At 53.9% G+C, this 3,892-nt stretch carries 1 protein-coding gene; it reads left to right on the top strand.

The window, feature by feature from the left end:
* Positions 1-510: 510 nt before the first annotated feature.
* Positions 511-3,675 carry a sulfatase-like hydrolase/transferase gene (locus tag AC221Y_RS21495; RefSeq protein WP_486708374.1) on the top strand — a complete coding sequence of 1,055 codons (3,165 nt, stop codon included), beginning with the start codon at positions 511-513 and terminating at the stop codon, positions 3,673-3,675.
* Positions 3,676-3,892: the final 217 nt, after the last annotated feature.

Here is a 3,892-nt window from a genome sequence, read left to right as displayed (position 1 = left end):
TGAGTGCTCACCCGGTGCCATCTGTGCCTATCCACTTCCTTTGCCACTGCAGCAAACGTCCGCAATCCGCCCCTGGTGTCGATTGACGCGAACGGCCCTTAGCCGACCTTCGTCCATTACCTCTGATGCTGCAGCGCGGCCCGTCATTCCGGACTTTCGCTGCAACCGCGAAACCCTGTGCCCTGTGGATTCACAAACCCTAGACGAAGTGACCGTTTACCTCGGTAGGACCAATGACTGTTTTCGTGATCAAGCCTCCCAGCGACTGCACTTCTTATCATTGAACAAGTAGTCATTTCTGGAAATCTGGTTTGTATAAGCTACGCTGTAACAGTGACAGCAAAGGAAGTGGCATCAGCCTGCCGTTACTTCGACTGTGATCGTGTAAATTTACGATGCCGGGACAGAAGGCATGCATGCGTTGGCATTCATAGTGGCAATCTGCCCGAGTGAGTGGCACAGTTTGCTGATCCCTTAAGTTACCCCTTCTGATAGGGCTGGACCAGATCCATGAGCCATGATTTTATCAGTTTTGTGAATGATATGAACGAAACACTGCGGATTGCAGTAAGTCTGGCATTTGTGCTTGTGGCCTTGCTAGTCTGGAGCAACTCCATCCGATCACGAAAGCTTTCGGCTCTAGCCGCCTTTTCGGTTTTCGCGTCATTATTGCTGATAGGCGTTTACTATGTCGTAGACCGTCTGAGTGGAAATGGCATCGACCAGTCAGTTCTGTTCCACCTGAGTGTCGGGATCGAGGGTGCCGGATTTGGCGATTTCAAGGACCTGTCGACAGTGTCGGTCGCCATTATCGCGGCGATATTGGTGATTACGTGGGTTGCCTACAGGCTGTTTCTAAAGAAAGGCGACCGGGGCAAAAACGCCCCACGCATTTTGGTAGGTGCGATGTCAATAACAGCGTCTGTTGTAATAAGCCCAGCATCAAGCGATATCATTGCTCTGTCGCAATCTCTTTCATGGGCGGACCAAAACGACTTTGTAGAACGGCCCGAACTTTTCCATCAGATCGACAGCGCTGACTTTGACATCGAGAAGAAAAACATTGTCTATCTATTCCTTGAATCGGTCGAGAGAACCTACTTAGATGAGACCGTTTTTCCCGGCTTGATGCCGCGCCTTGCTGAACTGGAACAAGAGGCGCTCAGCTTCACCAACGTCAACCAGGTGTCCGGGGCCAGCTGGACGATATCGGGAATGACCGCGGCGTTCTGCGGCTTGCCCCTGAATGGCTTTGTCGGCAATTCAATGTCTCGGATGGAACGCTTCCTGCCCCAGGCGACCTGTCTGGGGGACGTGCTATCAGAGCACGGCTATGACCTTCACTATATCGGCGGGGCAGATCTTGATTTCGCTGGAAAGGGCGATTTCTTCCGGACCCACGGGTTCGACTCGATCGAAGGTCGCGATGAATTAGTGCCGCGCCTGACGGATACGTCCTACAAATCTCCCTGGGGCCTGTATGACGACAGTATGTACGCTTTCGCGACCGAACGGTTTGATAGACTTGCGGAATCTGACGACCCGTTTGGGCTGGTCCTTCTGACCGTAGATACCCACCATCCAAATGGCCATCAGTCTCAGCGATGCGAGGGGCAAGTCTATGGCGACGGCAGCAATTCGATGCTTAATGCCGTGCATTGCGCGGATCTTTTGCTGGGGGACTTTGTAGACCATGTTCGGTCCAGTCCAGTGGCCGAGGACACGATACTTGTTGTTGCGTCAGATCACTTGGCCATGCCCAACAAGGCGTGGAACAGGCTAAACTCGATCGATAGGAAAAACCTGCTCTTGTTTTTCGCTTCAGGTATGCGCCCACGCCAGGATGATCGGCCCGGATCAACCCTTGATATAGGGCCAACATTATTGAGCCTTGCCGGCGCAAAGACCGGTACATTCGGATTCGGGCGCAGCCTATTGACGGATAGCCCCACTTTGACGGAAAGCCTGGCAGATATTGACGACGAACTGGGTACTTATGGGGCGTTCCTTGCGTCCTTTTGGTCCTTCCCAGGCATCGAGCAGGGGATACGGATGGACGGCGCGTCGGAACGGCTTGTACTGGGGCGGCAAAGGATCGGCTATCCGGTCCTGATTTCCTTGGATCCAGACATGCAGATTGCGGCCTTGCGTTTCGAGTTCTTCGCGGACCATCCGCTTCACAAACAAATCGAGTGGCTCTCGCATGATGAGCAGTTCATCTGGATCGACCGATGCGATCTAACAGCTCCATTGGTCGGTATTGATGATGGTGATCCGTCATCATATTGTGCGGCATTAGGTGCGCTTGGCGCGTCCGAATTGCACCATCTAGAGCTTAGCGACGGAGAGACGCAATTATATTCTGTAATTGAAGGGGCCTTGTCTGCCCCCTCAGGCACCGAACGATCCACCGCAGATCGCCGTCTGGCGCAGATGAAGGTCCTCAAAGGAGCCGGGCAGGAAGACGTTCTGACACATCGGACTCAAGGTGCTCTCGTGGGTCACTATCTGATCAGGTCCGCTGGATTTGGGACCGGCACTTCTCATGTGACGAACCTGCTCACTGACGCAGAGATAAATCTGGCGCGGGGCATCACCGTGGTCGGGATGAATGAACGCGACACACCCGTTAAGCTTTTTCATCGCGATAGCTGCGGCTGGAGTAAAGCAATTGAGGAGATGCCGAACTTTTATCCCTCGATCCAAAAAACGCTCGAGGGGTTTAACACCTATTTCAGTAGCTTCGCTGTTGTAGTGGATGACAGCGCGGTTTGCAGTCTGCCAGTTGATATGCGCGCAATGTTCGCCGGAACTCCATTTCAGGAGTGGGATCAAATTGACTATCGCAGGCCGTTCATCGGCTTGGTGGTGAAAGATGGCTCGGTCCAGGAATTCACAGGGGAGCCCGAAACCGCCCTGACGCTCGATGCCAAGGACTTTCTTGATGCCGACAAGGTCCTCCCGGTCCAGCGGCAGTCCGCGTCATTGCCGCGCATCGCCCATGCAGGCGGAGCTGCCGATGGGGTGCGTTACACCAATTCCTTTAATGCGCTTGATCAGAATCGGGCGCATTTTGACCTATTCGAGATCGACTTCGTCTGGACCAGCGACGATCATCTTGTCTGTTTGCATGATTGGTCCGGAAATTTTCGCGCGAGTTTCAACATTGATCGTGACGGGCCGGTCACGTTGGCCGAATTCAAACGCTTAAGCGCGGATGCGCAATTTCGGAACTGTACGCTTGAATCGCTTGTCGACTGGTTAGAGGCGAACCCCGGCACACGGATCGTGCCTGATGTCAAAGACCGTAATACAGCAGCCATGCAGCGCATTGCCACACTCTACCCCGAACACATAGACCGGTTCGTGGCACAGATTTATCAGCCAGACGAATACCCTTTAGTCAGGGCGCTAGGTTTTAAGGATATCATCTGGACGGTCTACCGCTACCACCCACACGACCGTGAAATTCTGATCCCTTCGTGGCTCAGTTTCATGGATCTTTACGGACTGGCAATGCCAGTAGTCACAGCTGAGGAAGGCCTAGCGCAGCAGGCGCGCAAAGAAACCGGTGTCCTGAGTTGGGCGCATACCGTAAATTCTCCGACTGTTTTTGATGACCTCAGGGCGCGTGGGGTTGTCGAAATCATGACCGAAGACATTCTGCCCCAGTAGGTACTCATTGGCTCTCTGCCGCCGTTAGATCGGTTGCAGGATTCTTGAGTCCCAACTCTCCATGAACGGCAGCTTTAGCGACACCGTCTTTGAATCCGCGCACCCGCAGCCAACTTCCGGTTTCCGCCCTCTGTGTCGATGGCATCAAGGGTGGCAGACGTCAGAACGACCGGCCTCCGTGGGCTGGAAGTGGCCGTTTGACGAATCTCGCAAGGGC

The organism is Boseongicola sp., from assembly GCF_057460485.1.
This window is presented reverse-complemented; position numbering and strand designations above follow the sequence as displayed.